Here is a 17,629-nt window from a genome sequence, read left to right as displayed (position 1 = left end):
TCGGTCGAGGGCTTATCCTACAACGTTTCCGAAGGAAACGTACTTCGGAAGCATAAACTTGGATACCCCACAAAGTGAAGCAAATGCTTCGGAGTTACTTCCGTGTACTTTGCGGGGGCCCCATAAATGAACTTAAGGAATTCAAACTTTCGCATCCAGTTTTCAAGGTGTAAATTACACCGATTTATATGGCGGTCGTGGCGAAGGGGTTAACGCACCGGTCTGTGGCTCCGGCATTCGTGGGTTCAAGTCCCATCGATCGCCCCATTTTACTTTAAAAAATAACCTATAAACGTTGGGGATTAGCCAAGCGGTAAGGCAACGGACTTTGACTCCGTCACTCCAAGGTTCGAATCCTTGATCCCCAGCCATTTGCGGAAGTGGCTCAGCGGTAGAGCATCGCCTTGCCAAGGCGAGGGTCGCGGGTTCGATTCCCGTCTTCCGCTCCATATAACAAACACAAGATTACTTCAGAGACGAAGTAATCTTTTTTATATTTTCACACAAAAACGCTGACCATGTGTCAGCGCTTAAAAGCATCAATCTGTTTTGTTTTTCTTTCTGTAAAGAAAATAGACGGTAATGATTCCGAGGATAAGGACAACAGAGGCCATGTAGCTTCCTTCCGCGCCAAACTCTCCGCCTGACAGCTGGATAGGGCCGTTATCCGTTACTTGAAGGACGGCGGGCACGGGCTTCGTTCCGGATACTTGAAAGCCGTATACGTAGCCTTGGAAGAAGTTCCAGCTCATATGCAGTCCAATTGGCCACCACAAACCTCCGGTCAGCTCCCTTGCTATCGAGAAGAGGATGCCCGCCAGACAAATATTGAAGAACGGAAACGGCGTCTCGTACATATTGGGATTCATACTGTGCATAAGTGCAAAAATAATCGAGCTTATGATTATAGCTGCCGGTGTTCCGTAGTGATATTTAATAAGTCCCTGAATGTACCCACGTGTGAATAACTCTTCGGATAACGCGACAAATAGGTATAAAATAATACCTTCAAGCAAAGATAGGATTAAGGTTTGGTTCCATTCCGAGGCTTCCAAGCTTACTCCGCCTGCTGCCCAGATCAGAACGGAAGAGACGGTCATAAGGAGAATTCCTGCAAAAAAGCCCTGAAGACCGCGATCGATTCCATGCTTCTGCTTCAGTCCCAGCGGCCATTTGCGCTTGCGTTCAAACCACGCATACATGGCAAAGGCAGACCCGATAAACAGCACCGTCTGCAGGTACTGCGTCCAGCGGGCCTCTCCAACCTTAGTGATCTCATCGATATCGGCGCCTGTTGCGACAGCGTAGATCGCGTAGCCGATACCCACTACAATCATTATTCCGATAGGGAGTAAACCGCTTAATACAATTTTGCCCGCCACGCTAAAGAATCTTTTAATTATAACCACCATCCAAATACATCATTTTAAATACCATATTCATCCATTACTGCTACAAAATTATAACTTTCCGATTATTTTTATGTCAATTCTTTATGGACGAAAAATTTACATTTCTTGACTAGGTCTATTGTGCTATGATGAGGGCAACTATCGATGAAAGCGTTTTAGTTTATTGGTTTATAGACAAAGGAGCCGACAAATGAGGAAACTCGTCATTGTCCTGTTATCTGCAATCTGTCTGGTATTGCTTGGGTTTACTCTCTCTTCCTTTATTCATGTGTTTCACTATAATTTGTCAGCTCCTGCCGATGTGGGCAGCGCGAATAAACCCGGTTACCGTCTCATCCTGATTACGCAGGAAATGGATACACCGTTCTGGGATAAGGTGGAGAACGGGGCAGTTAAAGCCGCTTCCAAGTATGGGGCCGAACTGGAGGTATGGGGCAGCTATGGAACTAATCAGGAGGATTTTCTGAAAAATATGGAGATCGCGATTGCTTCAAAGGTGGACGGCATTCTGGTACAGGGATTAAATACCGATGAGTTTAATCAACTGGCAACGGTTAAGGCTGCCGGAAACGGCATTCCGATCTTCACGATCGCTAATGACGTGCCTATTGAAGACAGCTTAAGGCGGACCTATATCGGTTCCGATCATTATAAAGCAGGTCAAATGATAGGCACGCAGCTAGCCGAGGATCTTGGTCAAAAAGGCAAGGTTGTCCTGATGGTCTCGGACCGTCAGGAGGATTTTCAGAGCAAGCGCCTTAACGGGATTCTTAACCTCCTGAAGTTCTATCCGGACATAGAACCTATTACGGTAGTAGCAGGGGATACAAGGGAGAAAGTTGTTGCGGCCACCAACGAAATTATGAATAAAGAACCGAATGTAGCCGCCTTTGTATCGGTCACGGCGAACAACGCAAGCGCGATGGTGCAGGAGATTGGCAAGCGCGCGCAGCTGAGCAAGTTCCACATTTACTCCTTTGACGACAGCCCGGAAATCAAGACCTTGCTGAAGGAGAAGAAGATGAGCGGCATTATCGAGCAGTCCCCGGAAATGATGGGCGAGCTTGGCGTACAGCTGATGGTGCAGTGGCTGAAAGGCGATACGTTTCCGCTTAACTATGACGGTTATTATACGGATATTCGACTCCTTAAGGCGGATGAAGTCCAATGAATACAGTCCAAAAAAAGATTTTGTCGCTAACCGCTATCGTTTTGTTTATTATGGTCGCCATCTGGTTTATTCTCACGTACTACAATCAGAAAATGCAGGATCAATACAATGACATCTTGCAGCGCTACCTGCAAATGAACGAGGTAAGCGCGTCCAGCCAGCAGCTGGTCACTTCGCTTAACAACTACATACAAACGCCAACGCCTTCGAAGCTTTCGAATGTCGAGGGGGATCGGCAGCGACTGCTGAACGCGCAGCTGCATATCGCTGATCTGCGCAACAACAGCAATCATTTTACCCTAACCAATTATTTGAATCTGATCGACAGTCTGGTTGACTCCACGAACCGGTCCATCCGGCTTCTGAACGAGAAGAACAACGAAGAAGCGCTGAATGATTTTACGGAAGCAACGCGATTGTCGAAGTATATTTCGGAGATGACGCTAACGCTGCTCGGTACCGAGCTGCAGACGTACGACCAGTTCTACCGCGGCATGATTATGCAGTCTGTGGAGCTGAAGAAGCTTGGAGTATGGATGCTGGCGCTGATCACTTTCCTCCTCTTGCTTTTCACCTATTGGTTCTCGCTCAGCATCACGCGTCCGATCCAGCGCCTTACCCAAGCGGCCCGCGAACTCTCGCGAGGAAGATTTGACACTCATATCGAGATCAACGCCAATGACGAGATTTCCTTCCTGGCCAAAACCTTCGACCGGATGAGGATCAATATTAACAATTTGATTTCCGAGATGCAGCATAAGGCCCAGCTGGAGAGTGAGCTTCAGAAAAACAAGCTGCTTCTTCAGGAGAGCCAGCTGAGAAGTCTGCAAAGCCAGATTAATCCCCATTTTTTATTTAACACGTTGGATACGTTATCCAAAAAAGCATATCTGGAGGGATCGCTTGAAACAAGCGATCTTCTGACCAGTGTCGCCAGACTGCTCCGTTACAACCTCAAGCGTCTCGATCGGCCGGTTACATTATATGAAGAGGTGCGCGTGCTCAGGGAATATATTTTTATCCAGAAGACCAGGTTTACGGAACGGCTGCGTTTCGAAGAGGAAGTAGATGAGGATTGCCTGTATGTTCAGATTCCGGGTCTTACGATACAACCCATTATTGAAAATGCGGTTATCCATGCCATCGAGCCGCTTGAAGAGGGAGGAAAGATAACCTTCCGAATCAGGAATGAAGCCAATGATGTCATCATTGAGATAGAAGATGAAGGCAGCGGCATGTCCGAGGATACAATATCGCAAATCATGGAGGATCGTTTCGCTTCGCAAGAAGGGGACGGACATTCAACAGGCATCGGCTTCGGGAATGTCATTAATCGGCTTAAGCTGTATTACGGCCGGGAAGATGTTCTGGCCATCCAAAGCGAAGTAGGAAAAGGGACAAAAGTGATCTTGAAGCTGCCTAAGGAAAAGGAGGCCGGATAAATCATGTATAAGCTGTTAATTGTGGATGATGAGCAGATTGAACGGGAAGGGTTAAAGGCGATCCTGCAGCATGGACTGCCTGAAATCCGCATTGAACAAGCGAAGAACGGGAATATGGCTGTCCAGCTTGCCGAGGAGTTTCGACCCGACTTGATTCTGATGGACGTGAAGATGCCGGGCATTAACGGTCTTGAAGCGGTGGAATTGATAAGTAAAAGCCAGCCTGCAATCAAATTCATTATGGTGACCGCCTATGATACGTTTGACTACGCCCGCAAAGCGATCAAGCTTGGAGTCAAGGACTATCTGCTGAAGCCTAGCAAGGCTACGGAGATTGTGGCAACCGTAGAGCGTGTATTACATCTCATCGAAGAGGAACGGAAGTCGGCGGAGACAACGGAGCTTCAGCGTTCTGCCTTGCAGAGAGTATTGCCCATTATCGAAACCGACATCGTTACGCAGCTATTGTTTGATCATGTGCACGAGGTGCATTTGGATGAACTGGTAGGATTGCTTGGCATGAACATCGGCAATGAGAAATATGCCATGAACGTCTTGCTCCCACCGGGGGCGGAGAGCCGTTATTCCGTCATTAAGGAAAAGGTTCGCAGCATGGGCAGCGGCTGGGTTGGGGCCATGTATGGCCGACAAATCCCGATTATTGTATTTCCTGAGGCAGACCGTTCGTACCGTTCCCAGGCCATGACCATGGCGCGTGAATTGCTTGCTGCCGTAAAGGCTGAAGGTCAAAATGAAGGCTGGTTTATCGGAATTGGAAACGTATGCGAAACCTTGGATCAAATCCGTCAATCGTACCAAGAAGCCTTATATGCTTCGATGGATCCTTCGCTTCCGGTCAAATACCGGTTTTATGAGGATACTCCTGCATTAGGCGTTATGCGGGACGGCTATCCCGTTAAGCAGCTGGAGCAGCAGCTGTTCGACCGGATCCGGCTTGGGCAATGGGAGCAGGTCCGAATTGATTTGATGGATTTTATCCGCCGGTACGAGAATGAAGGGGCCAGTCTCCTGCATACGCAGCAGCGAGTGCTCGAGCTCCTCTGGATCACTTCCCGTGTATTGGTGGAGATGGGAGTCGAGATGGATACGCCGATGTTCTCATTCCACGCGCAGGATTACAGGCAGCTAAGGGCGGAATCGGAGCTATTGCTGGAGCGGATGAGACAATCGTTCGCCGAGCACCATGATCGGATAGAACCGGATGCGATTCAGCAGATCAAGCAGTATATTACCGAACATTCCCATGAGGATATTTCTCTTGAAGCGATTGGGAGAATGGTTGGTTTAAGTCCTTTTTACATCAGCAAAATGTTCAAAGACCAGCTCGGCGTCAACTATATCGACTTTTTGACGGAGTGCCGGATCAAGAAAGCGATCAAGCTGATGGGCGATCCCGAGCGAAGCTTGAAGGAGATTACTTACATGGTTGGCTATCATGATCCGAATTATTTCAGCAAGGTATTCAAGAAAATGTGCGAGGTTTCTCCGACGGAATACCGCAAGACCCTTCTTGGCAAATTGGCCTCAAGCTAAATAACGTTAAAAGGAAGAGGAACACATGAAACTCGGTTTCTTTAGGAGAAGGTCAATCCTGTTTATTGCCGCTTTGGTGGTCTGCTTTTTCTTAACGGCATGCGAGAGCAACGGAACCTCGGGCGAGAACATCAAGCAGCCTGAGCCAGCAGTAACGGATTCTGCGGATCAGATAGATACGGACAAAAAGATTAAAATCGGATTTTCCATGGACACCCTTCTTGAAGAACGCTGGCTGAAGGACCGGGATTTGTTCCGGGAGGCCTGCGAGGCGCTTGGTGCGGAGGTAGAGATTATTGCCGCTAACGGGGATGACGCTAAGCAAATCTCCCAGGCTGAAGCGTTAATCAGCGAAGGGGTCGATATTCTGGTCGTTGTTCCCCATAATGCGGATGCAACGGCAGCCATTGTGAAGAAAGCCCATTCGGCAGGTATTAAAGTGCTGGCGTATGACCGTTTGATTAAAAATGCCGACGTTGATCTCTACGTATCGTTCGATAATGAAGCTGTAGGGGAGCTCCAGGCGGAAGCAATTACAAAGCTTGTGCCTAAGGGGAAATTCGTCTATATCGGCGGAGCGGACACCGACAATAACGCGCATTTGTTCAAGCAAGGCGTATTTAATGTGCTGCAGCCGTTTATTGACCGCGGCGATATTACGGTTGTCTATGACCAATGGACGAAGGACTGGACACCGGTTAACGCACTAGCGAATATGAAGGAGGCTCTCCTCGCCAATGACAACCGGATAGATGCGGTTATTGCGGCCAATGACGCAACGGCGGGCGGAGTCGTTCAGGCGCTTGCCGGGCAGGGGCTAGCAGGTAAACTTCCGGTAGCCGGTCAAGATGCCGAGCTTGCGGCTGCGCAGCGAATCGTGGAAGGGACTCAGACGATGACCGTGTATAAGCCGATCAAGCTGCTTGCGGATAAAGCAGCGGAGCTGGCCGTCAAGCTTGCAAAAGGCGAGGATACTGGCGCAGACCGAACCGTTAACAACGGCAAGATTGAAGTTCCTTCCGTACTGCTGTCCCCGATCGCGGTAGACAAATCCAATATTGACGAGACGATTATCGCCGACGGCTTCCATTCCCGCGAGGACGTTTATAAGAATATCGTTAAGAAATAAGAGGCAAAGACTAGCCGGTCCCCAGACTGGCTAGTCTTTTTTTGTGCAGCTTAAAAAAGTCTAGGCGGTTATAAAAGAGTGCTATATAATAGCGCTTTCATTGGAAGTTACCCATGCTATAGTTGGTCCTGTAAGTAAATAAAGACCTTATGGAGGGGTAACAAAAATGAAAAAGAGCTTCAAGGCATTTGCACTGTTAATGGTTGTTATGCTGCTCACGGCTTTGGTTGCGGCTTGCGGCAAAGGCGACAGCAAAGTAAGCGTTGGGATCGTATTGCCGACGAAAGATGAGCCAAGATGGGTTCAAGACGAGCAGCGCTTCAAGGATGCTCTTAAAGGCTCCAAATACACAACTGAGATTTTGTTCAGCCAAGGTTCTTCTGCGAAAGAAAAAGAAAACGTAGAAACATTGATCAATAAAGGCATCAAAGTACTTATAATCTGTCCACAAGACGGCGCAGCTGCTGCTGGAGCTGCCGAAGCGGCGAAAAAAGAAGGCATCAAGGTGATCTCCTATGACCGTTTGATCACCAACACGGATGCAGTTGACTACTACGTAACATTTGACAACGAAGCTGTAGGCGCAAAACAAGCTCAATACCTGGTTGACAATGCAAAAGGCAACGGCCAACCGCTTTATCTGTACGCTGGCGCAGCATCCGATAACAACGCGTTCCTATTCTTTGGCGGTGCATGGAAAGTACTGCAGCCTAAGATCGCTGACGGCACTTTTAAAATCGCTAACTCCAGCGAAGCTGTAGCTTTAAAAGACAAAGCGGAACTTTCCCGTGACGAATTGAGCAAAATCATCGGTCAAGTGACAACGAACTGGGAACCAAACGAAGCGAAAAACAAAGCTCAAACTCACTTGACTGCAGCAAGCGCCGACATGAAAGGCGATGTAGCCATCCTTGCTCCAAACGACGGTACTGCCCGTTCGATCGCTGACGTATTTGCTGCCGACAGCGCGGTAACAAGCTATGTTGTAACGGGTCAAGACGCGGAGAAGGCTTCAGTTCAATACGTAATCGACGGCAACCAATCGATGACGGTATTCAAAGACGTTCGTACGCTTGTGAAAGACGCTATGGGTATGGCCGTAGATATTCTGGACGGCAATGATCCTGCAACTAATGGCTCTTATAACAACGGTAAGGTTGATGTAAAAGCAAAACAAACCGACGTAATCGTCGTGAACAAAGACAACGTGAAAAAAGAACTGATCGATTCGGCTTACTACGCGGCGAGTGATTTCACGGGTCTGTGATCTTAAACGAATAAAGTTTAAGGAGGAATAGTGATGGATTCGTCTATCGCTATTCCTTACTTGTAGGAGTGCATAGCGATGAGCAAGTACATTTTGGAGATGAACAACATCTCGAAGGAATTTACAGGGGTCAAGGCGCTCTCCGACGTAAACTTCAAGGTAGAGAAGGGTGAAATTCATTGTCTCATCGGCGAGAATGGGGCAGGCAAATCCACTCTGATGAAGGTTCTGAGCGGCGTTTACCCGTATGGCACGTATAAAGGCGATATTGTTTTTGAAGACGATATTCAGGCTTTCCATAAAATCAGCGACAGCGTTAAAGCCGGCATCGCGATCATTTATCAGGAGCTGGCATTGTTCCCGGACCTTACGGTTTACGAGAATATTTTTGCGGGCAATGAGATTAAACGCGGCTCGGTAGTGGATTGGAACAAGACGATAGCGGAAGCCAAGAAAATGCTTCAAAGAGTTGGACTGAATGTAAATCCCGAAATGCTGATCAAAGACCTAGGTGTGGGCAAGCAGCAGCTGGTTGAGATCGCCAAAGCGTTAAGCAAAAACGTAAAGCTGCTTATCCTGGACGAACCAACGGCAGCATTGAACGAGAATGACAGCGAAAATCTGCTCGAGCTTCTGCGGGAGCTGAAGAAGCAGGGAATAACTTGCATTATGATTTCCCACAAGCTGAAAGAAGTCATCTCCATTGCTGACAAAGCAACGGTGCTGCGCGATGGACGCACAATTTGTACCTTGGACGGTTCCAAAGGGGAAATAACGGAAAATACGATTATCCGCAACATGGTTGGCCGTGAAATCGAAGATATTTATCCGAAGAGAGCCAATAAATCTTTTGGCGGCACCATTCTTGAGGTAAAGGACTGGACCGCATACGATCCTCAGCTTGGCAGGCATGTCGTCAAGAACGTGAATCTGCATGTTAAAAAAGGAGAAATCGTCGGAATAGCCGGCTTGATGGGCTCAGGACGGACCGAGCTTGCTCGCAGCATCTTCGGCAATCCAAAGTCTTATAAACTGCAAGGCGAGCTGCTTGTTAACGGCTCCCCCAGATCGTTCAAGCATCCGAAGGATGCGATCCGGGACGGTATCGCATATGTGACGGAAGACCGGAAAGGCGACGGGTTGTTCCTGATCCAGGACATTAAGAACAATATCTCCGCCGCCAATCTGAACGGCATTTCTAATAATGGCGTCATCAATGACAATAAGGAAATCCGGATCGCCAGCAATTATAAAAACTCATTAAACGTGAAGGCGCCATCCATCGAACAAATTGTAGGCAATCTAAGCGGTGGTAATCAACAGAAGGTTTCGCTTGGCAAGTGGCTGTTTGTTGGGCCGCAGCTGCTCATCTTGGATGAACCGACCCGCGGCATCGACGTAGGCGCCAAATTCGAGATTTATACGATTATGAACAAGCTGATTGCAGAAGGGATGAGCATCATTATGATCTCTTCCGAGCTTGGGGAAATTCTCGGCATGAGCGACCGGATTTATGTAATGGCCGAAGGCGCAATTAAAGGCGAGCTTCCAATAGAAGAAGCGAACCAGGAAAATATTATGCAATTTGCAACGCAATAGGAGGATCACCCATGAACTTAGTCACTGAGGGGAAAAAGGAACATCCCAAAAATATTTTGACTGAAGGAAAATCATTGCTGAAAGTAAACATCCGTGAATACGGCATGTATATTGCTTTGTTCGTTATCATGCTGACGTTCTCCATTCTGACGGACGGCCTGTTTATGTCTTCCCGGAATATCAGTAATCTGCTTGATGCTACCGGATACATCGCGGTACTAGCGGTAGGCATGACGCTTGTCATCGTGATTCGTCACATTGACTTGTCGGTAGGTTTTGCGGCTGGTTTCCTCGGTGCGATCGCAGCTATATTATTATCGCAGGCGGGAGTTCCTGTCTATCTCACCATTCCGATCATCTTGATCTTCGGTATTATTGTCGGCTTGTTCAACGGCGTGCTTGTTGCCTCGCTGGGCATTCCGTCATTCGTAGCTTCTCTTGCCGGCATGTTAATCTTCCGCGGCGCTCTTCTTCGCGTAACGGAGAAGACGGGTACCATCATCGTTAAGGATGAGCATTTCAACGCGCTTGGCAATGGCTATATTCCTTCCTTGTTCAAAATGAATGATCTGAACTTCCTTTCTTTGTTTCTCGGCTTGCTCGTTATTCTGCTGTTTATCTACTTCGAGGTCAGCAAACGCCGGAACAAAATCAAGTATCAGTTCGAAGTCATCTCCAAAGGCATGTTTACCGTCAAGCTGGCTTTCGTATCTGCGATTATCGCTTACATTACTTATATTATTGCTGGATACAACGGCTTCTCTTGGACGGTCATTATTATGCTGGCGGTTGTCGTCATCTATCATTTCCTGACAACAAGCACTGTGCTTGGCCGTCACATCTATGCGGTGGGCAGCAACCCGGAAGCGGCTCATCTTAGCGGCATCAACGTAAAAAAGATTACCTACATCGTATTTGGTTCGATGGGTCTTCTCTCTGCGTTATCCGGCATTCTGTTCACGGCGCGTCTGCAGTCGGCAACAACAACGGCCGGCACGCTGTTCGAGCTGGACGCCATCGCAGCTGCATATGTTGGCGGTGTATCGGCAGCAGGCGGCGTTGGTAAAATAACCGGTTCGATTATCGGTGCGATTGTAATGGCTTCGCTCTCGAGCGGCATGAACCTGATGGGGGTAGGCATCTCCTATCAATATATGATTCGCGGCGGCGTGCTTGCGGTTGCCGTAATCTTCGACGTTATGACGCGTAGAAAAAGAAGCTAGTCTTTGTAAAAGAAAAGCCCAGCGGCTCTTTGGCCTACTGGGCTTTTGTCATTACTTATTAATGGCCGGAAGCTTCCGAATCATTGGAGAGACGAGTGATTTCGAACAGCTTGAACAGCAAGCTGAGAATAATCGCGGTTACCGTTGCAAGCGCCATACCCGATAGGGAGAAGTCGCCGATTGTAATTTTGGCGCCGCTAAGGCCGGTTACAAGAACAACCGTCGTCAGGTAGAGATTGGTTGGTTTGCTGTAATCGATTTTCGATTCAACGAGCATCCGGAGGCCGGAAGCTGCGATAACGCCGAAGAGCAAGAGGGATACGCCGCCCATTACCGGAGCGGGAATGCCAGCGATCAGTGCCGAGAACTTTCCGAAGAACGACAGCAGGATCGCAAATACAGCCGCACCGCCAATGACGAAGGTGGAGTAGACCCGCGTAATCGCGAGTACGCCGATATTTTCACCATAGGTCGTGTTTGGCGTAGAACCTAGGAAACCGGACAGAAGTGTCGAAATCCCGTTGCCGAGCAGGGAACGGTGCAAGCCCGGATCTTTGGACAGGTCTTTTTTTACAATATTGCCGGTTACGATCAAGTGTCCGATATGTTCAGCCAAAACAACCAGGGAAGCGGGAACAATCGTCAGAATGGCCGCCCACTCAAATGTTGGTGTCGTAAAGGTTGGAGCCGCTAACCAATTGCTCGCCGATACATTATCGAAGTTGGTGAAGTCCAGGAAGTAAGCAAGCACATAGCCGCTTACAATACCGACCAGAATCGGAATGATACGCATGAAGCCGCGGAACAGGACGGAACCAAGAACTGTAATAAGCAAGGTGACGATGGAAATCGTAATGGCCGTACCGTCTGGTGTCCAAGCCTGGTTAGCGGGTGCGCTAGGCGCTTTGATCCATCCGGCCATTCCGGCTGCAACCGGGATAAGCTCAAGTCCAATAACCGCTACAATGGCGCCCATTGCGGCAGGCGGGAAAATGACGTTAATCCATCCGGTACCCGCAGCTTGAATAATGAGGGCAACTACCGTGAAAACAACGCCGGCCGCAATAAATCCGCCAAGTGCGGCGGAATAACCGTCACCGTGGGAAGCGTGGTTGCCGATAACCGCTCCGGCAGGCGCAATAAACGCAAAGCTGGAACCGAGATACGCGGGAATTTTGCCTTTTACAATAAATAGATAAATCAAGGTGCCGATACCGTTCATAAGAAGACAAATCGCCGGATCAACGCCAAGCAGATTCGGAACGAGTACGGTCGAGCCAAACATCGCGAACAGATGCTGGATGCTCAGCATGAGGCTTTGGCCCAATGGCGGCCGTTCATGGACGCCGATTTCTTGTGGTTTCATCTAGCTGTAACCCTCCATAACATAAAGTAAACTTTTGCGCAACTTGCTCGATTTTACATAAGTATAGTGTTGCTTGGCAAGACATTTCTTAATCCATGCGCCGTATGCGATTATTCAAGATGCAATATAACAATTGTTTACAATATCTTAAACTCGCTATTAACCTTTAGAAAACATTCCCCCCTTACAATTTTAGTAGAATCTATGAAATGGGAGTGAAACTAATAAATGATCAATAAAAGCAGACGCTTCTTGTCCGTTTTCCTTGCTGCCGAAATCGCCGCTACGGCGTTGATGGGGACTGGCGTGGCAATGGCGGATGGCGGCGTAACTCCGGTGGCGGGTACTCCTTACAATCCTTCTAATGAATACAACGTCAGTGTTCCGCACGTAATTATCAATCAGGTATACGGTGGTGGAACAGCTGCTTCAACTGGGGTTTATTTCACTAACGGCTTTATTGAGCTTTACAATCAAACCGATAACGATATCAATCTCTCCGGATGGTCTTTGCAATATAACGATCGCGGTACCAGTGCGACAACAGGAGCAATTACATCAGACTGGAAGAAGCTTGATTTGACCGGCACGATAAAAGCACATTCCTCTTTCCTAATCACGGGGGCGACAGCAAATGTGGCTGCAAACGCAGGTGATGCCAAAATCAGCATTACCGGAAAGGCTGATCAGGCATGGGATACGCAATTTTTTAATAACAAAGGCATGAAAGTCGTTCTGATGAGCAATCAGACTCAGCTTGCGGCTTCCGACTCCAATCCGTTTAATACAAAGCCAGCTGGTTATGTAGATATGGTTGGCACGGGCAGTAATGATACTGGCAGTGACATCGATGGATACGAAGCAGCATACCCGACAGGTTCTACCGAAGGCACATCGAAGAAGAAAGCTATTCGCCGCAAGACTACTGTTGATATGGATAATAATAATTCGGATTTTCAACAAATTGATTACGAGGCATTAAATGTAGCCGGAAAAGAAACGGAACTGGCGGCTACCCTTCCTCATAATGGCGCTTTTGGACCTTGGGGAGTAACAACACCTGAGATGCCGGAAACACCTCAAGTTGATCCGGTCACTATTACAACAACCGCAATCGCGGGCGCGACAATCGGCACTGCTTATACGGCCGCGATTGCCGCAACCGGCGGAACGGCACCGTTTATTTACAGTGCAACCAATCTGCCAGCTGGCCTTACCCTTAATAGTACAACCGGTGAAATTACCGGTACCCCAACGGCGGCTGCTAAGTCTTCTCTTGTTACGGTAACGGCTACGGACAGCGCAAATCCTGCCGCGACGGGAACCAAATCGTTCTGGCTTACAATCGGCCAGCCGCTTCGCGAGATGAACGATACGCTATCGGTTGAGAAGATCGGAAGCTTCTCCCTGGGCGTAACGAACAAAGACGGCGGGGTTGCCGAGATCGTGAAATACAATAAGGACAACAACAAGTTTTATCTGGTTAACGGCTCCGGCAATCCTCCAAGTCTCGAGATCGCAAGCTTGGGTCAAGCAACGGGCACGCTGGCGAAGGAGAAAACCGTTCTGGTGAAGGATCTGTCGGAGACAAACGGTTTCGTTTACGGCGACCTGACTAGCGTCGACATCAACAACACGACAAAGCGGGTTTCCGTATCCGTGCAAGAGAAGGATCCGCTTAAGCCTGGTAAAATTATTGTTCTAGATTATGACGGCAACTACGTAACCGAATACGGAGCGGGCGTGCAGCCGGATATGATTAAAACGACAGGGGATGGCCGTTATGTCCTGACAGCAGATGAAGCCGAGCCGCGCCTTGTTACGCAGGATGCCAAAGGCAGCATTACCATCGTAGATACGGTAACCGGCATTTCAACGCAAGCATACTTCGATGACCCGGCTGTCATTGAAGACGGCGTGCATATCCGCGGCGAGCTGGATCCCGTAACGAATACGGTTAAATCGAGCGGCTCGAAAGAAGATGCGCTCTACGATCTGGAACCGGAATACATTACGCTTTCGGCTGACAGCAAGACGGCTTATGTAACGCTTCAAGAGAATAACGCCGTAGCGATTGTTGATATTGCCGCGCATAAAGTTACCGCGGTAAAAGCGCTTGGCCTCAAAGACTACAATAATCCTGCCAACGCATTGGATGTTCAATCCAATGGCGCTATTCAACTGGAGACGGTACCATTTAAAGGCATGTACATGCCTGATGGAGCTGCTTCCTATACGGTGAACGGTAAGACTTATATTCTAACGGCCAACGAAGGCGATGCATCTGAATTCCGCGTAAACGCAAGCACGGTAGGCGCGCTTAAAGGCGGCTTGGATCCTGATTCGGAAGCTTACAAGCTTCTCAAGGACACGACAGCCTACGACGCGATTGAAGTGGCGGGCGATATGGGCAACGACGGCATTTACATGTACGGAGGCCGTTCGTTCTCGATCTGGAATGCGGATTCGATGGATCAGGTTTACGACAGCGGCAATGATTTCGAAACGATTACGGCTCAGCGCGTACCGGATTACTTCAACGTCAGCAACAGCAAAATCACGATGGATGACCGCAGCGTGAAGAAAGGTCCGGAGCCGGAAGATATTAAAGTAGGTAAAGTAGGCAACAGAGAGCTTGCGTTTATTGGTCTGGAGCGTACGGGCGGTTTTGCGACTTATGACGTTACGGATCCTGAGCATCCTCAGTTTGCGAACTATACGAATACACGCGTGTTCAAAGGCAGCGACGGCAAAGTAAATCTCGATACGGACACCGGCCCGGAAGGAATCGAATTTATTCCGGCATCGGTCAGCCCGACCGGACAGCCTCTATTGCTTGTCGCTTATGAAGTAGGCGGTAAAGTAGGCATCTACCAACTTAACGTAACCCAAGTGTCTATTGCCCAGAAGTCCCTCTCTCTTACAGCGGGCGGAGCTGCCGGCCAATTGACGGCAACGGTTGTGCCTGCAAACGGTGCTTCGAGCAGCGTTACGTGGTCTTCCTCGGATTCCGGCATTGCGACGGTTGATCAGAATGGCAAGGTTACTCCTGTAAAAGCAGGTACGGCCGTCATAAAAGCAACAAGTGCGGACGGATATGCTATAGCGGAAAGCACCGTAACTGTAGCACCAGGCTCTATCGTTGTTACACCGCCGGATCAACCAAGCAGCGGCGGATCCAATGGCGGAGGTACAACTGTAATCGACAAAGGTTCTAACGGCGCGAATGTAGTGACGAAGGTTGAAGCAACTACGGACGGTTCGGGTAAGGCGCATGCGAATGTGACAACCAGCCAATTTACATCTGCCTTGAAAAAACTGCAGAGCGAATTGGCAACCGGCCAAGCAGGCAGCTTGACGGTATCCGCCATACCGGACAGCAAAGCAAAAGAAGCGGCAATTGTTTTCGAGAAGGGAATCTTCACTGGCGCCAAAGATGCAGCTCTGACGAATTTGACGATTGAAGCGGGAGTAGGTACGTTATCCTTTGACGCAAAAGCTATCGCATCTATTGAAGCATCCTCGAAAAATAATGATGTTACGATTACCGTTCGCCAGTCCGATGCGGTAACGGCCGGTGCAGGCTTAACTGGAGCTAAGCGTACCGAATTCCTGAAAACTGTGGGCAGCCATCCGGTGTTTGATTTTGCGGTAAAAGCAAACGGCAGCGCAATTACTACCTTTGGCGGTGGCACTGCGCATGTTCATGTACCGTATACGCCAGCGGCAAGCGAAGACCGCAATGCGATTATCATCTATTACGTCTCGGATAACGGCGAGCTTGTAACCGTACCGTCCGGTGTATATGACCCTGCTACGGGTACGGTTAGCTTTGATGTCACTCATTTCTCCCGTTATGCGGTAGCGTACAACAAGAAGTCCTTCAAGGACGCAACATCCAGCTTTGCGAAAGACGCTATTACGTATCTTTCGGCACGCAGCATTATTTCCGGCACAAGCTCGAGCCAGTTTTCTCCGAAAGCGCGAATTACGAGAGCAGACTTTACGATTCTTCTGTCCCGTATCGCAGGGGCGCAGTTAAGCACCTATAAAGCAGGCAAGTTCTCGGATGTCCGCAAGACCGATTATTATGCCGAGGCTGTGCAATGGGCAGCGGACAAAGGCATTACCGGCGGAGTAGGCGGCGGGAAGTTTAATCCGAAGGCTTCTATTACCCGCACGGAAATGGCGGCCATGCTGGTTCGCTTTGCGGGCGCAATGAACTTTGATCTACCGGCCAGCCAGAAGGCGGTCACCTTTGCAGACGGCAGCGCTATTCAGGCAAACGTGAAGGAAGCGGTGAAGGCCGTTCAGCAAGCAGGCATCATCAACGGCAAAACGAAAGCCGGCCATTCCGGCGTTTACTTCGCGCCGCAAGATTTCGCAACACGCGAAGAAACAGCCAAAATGCTTGCCGTATTTATGCAGCTGATGAGCAAATAAGAATTATCCGGAAGAAGAGCTGTCTCCGTTGGAGGCAGCTTTTTCTTTATTGTTAAGGATGAAACAGAACGTACATTCTCTGACGCTCCGCCTCCTATTGCTGTTATATTGGATGGACGACGAAATGAGGTGGCCATTTGAAGACGTTGTTTGCAACCGGGTACCGGGCGCATGAGCTCCAGATCTTTAATCAGAAGCATAAACATATCCCCTATATTAAAAAAGCGGTTGAAGCCAAGCTGATCCCGTTAATTGAAGAGGGACTGGAATGGATCATTACGCCGGGACAATACGGATTTGATCTATGGGTATGCGAAGTAGCGTTTGGGCTTCAATCGTTGTATCCGCAGTTAAAGCTCTCGATTATTACCGCTTTTATGAATCCCGAAGAGCAATGGAACGACGAGAAAAAAGAATACTACCGCCAGATTATCGCCAAAGTTGATTATTATGGGGCGGTGAGCCATCAGCCTTATGTCGGTCCCTGGCAGTTCCAGGCGAGAGACGAATTGCTGTTCCGCAAATCGGACGGGCTGCTCCTTTTCTATGATGAAGAGGCGGCGGAGGGAAGTCCGAAGTACGTAAAAGAGAAAGCGCTGAAGAAGCATCAAGAAGACGGGTACGAGTTGATTCTTATTACGGCAGAAGATATCCAGAACGCAGCGGAAGAAGAGAGCTATGATTCGTATGTAGATACGTATGAGAGTAATTATGATGAGCCTATAGAATAGTTCATAGAGCATATTTAAACTTTTTATAAAAAAAGACTTGCAATGCTATAGAAGCCTATGGTATATTCTAATTCCGGCCGAGAGAAACAAGCGGTTGGAACGAAAAGCGCAAATGGATTGTTTGATAGATTGAAAAACAATTTCAAAAAGTGCTTGACACGAAAAAGAACAACGTGATAATATATGAAACGTTGTTGCGAAAAACAAATTGTTCTTTGAAAACTGAACAACGAGCGAAACTGCCCCGTTAGAAATAACGGAAAAGCGATAAAACAAGTAATGAGCAAGTCAA

General features: G+C 48.5%; 11 protein-coding genes and 3 tRNA genes. 12 read left to right on the top strand and 2 right to left on the bottom strand.

What is annotated here, in order from left to right; genetic code table 11:
• Window positions 1–191: 191 nt before the first annotated feature.
• From EV294_RS29885 to EV294_RS29875, 3 genes are all read left to right on the top strand, one after another.
• Window positions 192–267 (top strand) — tRNA-His (locus tag EV294_RS29885).
• Between the two features lie 29 nt (window positions 268–296).
• Window positions 297–371, top strand: a tRNA-Gln gene (locus EV294_RS29880).
• Window positions 372–374: 3 nt separating this feature from the next.
• Window positions 375–449: transfer RNA gene (locus EV294_RS29875), tRNA-Gly, on the top strand.
• 90 nt (window positions 450–539) lie between these two features.
• On the opposite strand, the gene EV294_RS29870 is transcribed toward EV294_RS29875, so the two are convergent.
• Window positions 540–1,382, bottom strand: coding sequence for a CPBP family intramembrane glutamic endopeptidase (locus tag EV294_RS29870; RefSeq protein ID WP_165930852.1), 843 nt, complete (start codon window positions 1,380–1,382; stop codon window positions 540–542).
• 220 nt (window positions 1,383–1,602) lie between these two features.
• Between EV294_RS29870 and EV294_RS29865 the strand changes: the two genes are divergently transcribed.
• From EV294_RS29865 to EV294_RS29835, 7 genes are all read left to right on the top strand, one after another.
• A complete protein-coding gene (locus tag EV294_RS29865; protein WP_132313605.1) occupies window positions 1,603–2,583 on the top strand; it encodes a sugar ABC transporter substrate-binding protein in 981 nt (326 codons plus the stop codon).
• Entirely contained in the window at window positions 2,580–4,025 is a 1,446-nt protein-coding gene (locus tag EV294_RS29860; RefSeq protein WP_132313603.1) for a sensor histidine kinase, read from the top strand. The genes EV294_RS29865 and EV294_RS29860 overlap by 4 nt, the downstream gene beginning before the upstream one ends.
• Window positions 4,026–4,028: 3 nt before the next feature.
• On the top strand, window positions 4,029–5,579 hold the full coding sequence (locus tag EV294_RS29855) for a response regulator (protein ID WP_132313601.1): 1,551 nt from the start codon (window positions 4,029–4,031) through the stop codon (window positions 5,577–5,579).
• A 25-nt stretch (window positions 5,580–5,604) separates the two neighbouring features.
• The gene (xylF, locus tag EV294_RS29850) at window positions 5,605–6,708 is read left to right on the top strand and encodes a D-xylose ABC transporter substrate-binding protein (RefSeq protein ID WP_132313599.1); all 1,104 of its coding nucleotides are present in this window, start codon (window positions 5,605–5,607) and stop codon (window positions 6,706–6,708) included.
• A 166-nt stretch (window positions 6,709–6,874) separates the two neighbouring features.
• Window positions 6,875–7,975, top strand: coding sequence for a sugar ABC transporter substrate-binding protein (locus EV294_RS29845; RefSeq protein ID WP_132313597.1), 1,101 nt, complete (start codon window positions 6,875–6,877; stop codon window positions 7,973–7,975).
• Between the two features lie 78 nt (window positions 7,976–8,053).
• Window positions 8,054–9,574, top strand: coding sequence for a sugar ABC transporter ATP-binding protein (locus tag EV294_RS29840; RefSeq protein WP_132313595.1), 1,521 nt, complete (start codon window positions 8,054–8,056; stop codon window positions 9,572–9,574).
• A gap of 11 nt (window positions 9,575–9,585) precedes the next feature.
• A complete protein-coding gene (locus EV294_RS29835) occupies window positions 9,586–10,797 on the top strand; it encodes a sugar ABC transporter permease (RefSeq protein WP_132313593.1) in 1,212 nt (403 codons plus the stop codon).
• Between the two features lie 58 nt (window positions 10,798–10,855).
• Here EV294_RS29835 and uraA read toward each other — a convergent pair whose 3' ends face one another.
• Entirely contained in the window at window positions 10,856–12,163 is a 1,308-nt protein-coding gene (uraA, locus tag EV294_RS29830; protein ID WP_132313591.1) for a uracil permease, read from the bottom strand.
• Window positions 12,164–12,391: 228 nt separating this feature from the next.
• Between uraA and EV294_RS29825 the strand changes: the two genes are divergently transcribed.
• Both EV294_RS29825 and EV294_RS29820 read left to right on the top strand, forming a co-directional pair.
• Window positions 12,392–16,606 carry a choice-of-anchor I family protein gene (locus tag EV294_RS29825; protein WP_132313589.1) on the top strand — a complete coding sequence of 1,405 codons (4,215 nt, stop codon included), beginning with the start codon at window positions 12,392–12,394 and terminating at the stop codon, window positions 16,604–16,606.
• A 137-nt stretch (window positions 16,607–16,743) separates the two neighbouring features.
• Window positions 16,744–17,337: an SLOG family protein gene (locus EV294_RS29820; protein ID WP_132313587.1), complete on the top strand. Its 594-nt coding sequence runs from the start codon at window positions 16,744–16,746 to the stop codon at window positions 17,335–17,337.
• The last annotated feature ends 292 nt before the right edge of the window (window positions 17,338–17,629 follow it).

Origin of the sequence: Paenibacillus sp. BK033, from assembly GCF_004345425.1 — a bacterium.
GTDB lineage: Bacteria > Bacillota > Bacilli > Paenibacillales > Paenibacillaceae > Pristimantibacillus.
Note: the sequence above shows the minus strand (reverse complement) of the source record. Positions and strands in the feature narration are given on the sequence as shown.

What these genes read in the sequence shown, in the direction of transcription:
- EV294_RS29865 (WP_132313605.1), top strand. Translation starts at nt 1,603, where the DNA reads ATGAGGAAACTCGTCATTGTCCTGTTATCTGCAATCTGTCTGGTATTG.
- EV294_RS29860 (WP_132313603.1), top strand. Translation starts at nt 2,580, where the DNA reads ATGAATACAGTCCAAAAAAAGATTTTGTCGCTAACCGCTATCGTTTTG.
- EV294_RS29855 (WP_132313601.1), top strand. Translation starts at nt 4,029, where the DNA reads ATGTATAAGCTGTTAATTGTGGATGATGAGCAGATTGAACGGGAAGGG.
- xylF (WP_132313599.1), top strand. Translation starts at nt 5,605, where the DNA reads ATGAAACTCGGTTTCTTTAGGAGAAGGTCAATCCTGTTTATTGCCGCT.
- EV294_RS29845 (WP_132313597.1), top strand. Translation starts at nt 6,875, where the DNA reads ATGAAAAAGAGCTTCAAGGCATTTGCACTGTTAATGGTTGTTATGCTG.
- EV294_RS29840 (WP_132313595.1), top strand. Translation starts at nt 8,054, where the DNA reads ATGAGCAAGTACATTTTGGAGATGAACAACATCTCGAAGGAATTTACA.
- EV294_RS29835 (WP_132313593.1), top strand. Translation starts at nt 9,586, where the DNA reads ATGAACTTAGTCACTGAGGGGAAAAAGGAACATCCCAAAAATATTTTG.
- uraA (WP_132313591.1), bottom strand. Translation starts at nt 12,163, where the DNA reads ATGAAACCACAAGAAATCGGCGTCCATGAACGGCCGCCATTGGGCCAA.
- EV294_RS29825 (WP_132313589.1), top strand. Translation starts at nt 12,392, where the DNA reads ATGATCAATAAAAGCAGACGCTTCTTGTCCGTTTTCCTTGCTGCCGAA.